Source organism: Oleiphilus sp. HI0043, from assembly GCF_001634935.1.
Genome location: NZ_LWEY01001871.1, coordinates 1 through 691, shown reverse-complemented (window position 1 = coordinate 691; position 691 = coordinate 1). Strand labels below are relative to the sequence as shown.

Here is a 691-nt window from a genome sequence, read left to right as displayed (position 1 = left end):
GCATTTTACCTGTAAAGAAGAGATTTACGCTCAGATTTCAATCTCGTTTTTGCGTCGTATGCTGGCCTCTTACGAAGCGCTACCACCACATTCAGAAGCAATAGATATCATTCGTGAAATTATTCGCGCTTCCTTTGCGCAATTTCTTGATAATCCGGCTGAAGCGCGGGTTTCGTTTTATTGTAAGCGTGTCGACTTTAGAGAACGCCTCACCCCGGAATTACGGGCCGAGTTTGACCAATTAGACGATTTATTTGCCTCCTACATTGGCTCAATACTGGAGCCAGGTATTAAGAGTGGGATGTTTCCTGATATGCCCATTGAGCACTTAATGATGGGCTTAGAAGCGACCTTTGATGGCGCGATTAGTACAATTTGGAATGGCGGTTTGCATTGCCAAGAAGATACAGATTTAGAGACTTATATCAATATTATTAGTGAGTATATGGTGGCGGGCTTAGTTGGTCTGGTAAAAGCTTAGCGACTGAATTGACGTAGAGGGGAAAATAGAATGGGTATCGCAATCCGTGCGATACCCTAGAATAGGCGCTTCCTTTACTGTTCCATCAGTTAATTGTATCCATTGAACATCCGTGAACAAATCCTTGTTTTGCCACTGTCCTTAGTTATTCAGCCGCTCCTGCAGCACAATTGTCCCTTGCCTTATCGTTCCTTGATCTACAACTGCCCT

1 protein-coding gene is annotated in these 691 nt (G+C 43.8%); it reads left to right on the top strand.

The annotated features are described in order from the left end of the window. On the top strand, positions 1-481 hold a 481-nt coding region (locus tag A3729_RS33635), incomplete at its 5' end, for a TetR/AcrR family transcriptional regulator (protein ID WP_197476238.1). Positions 482-691 lie beyond the last annotated feature (210 nt).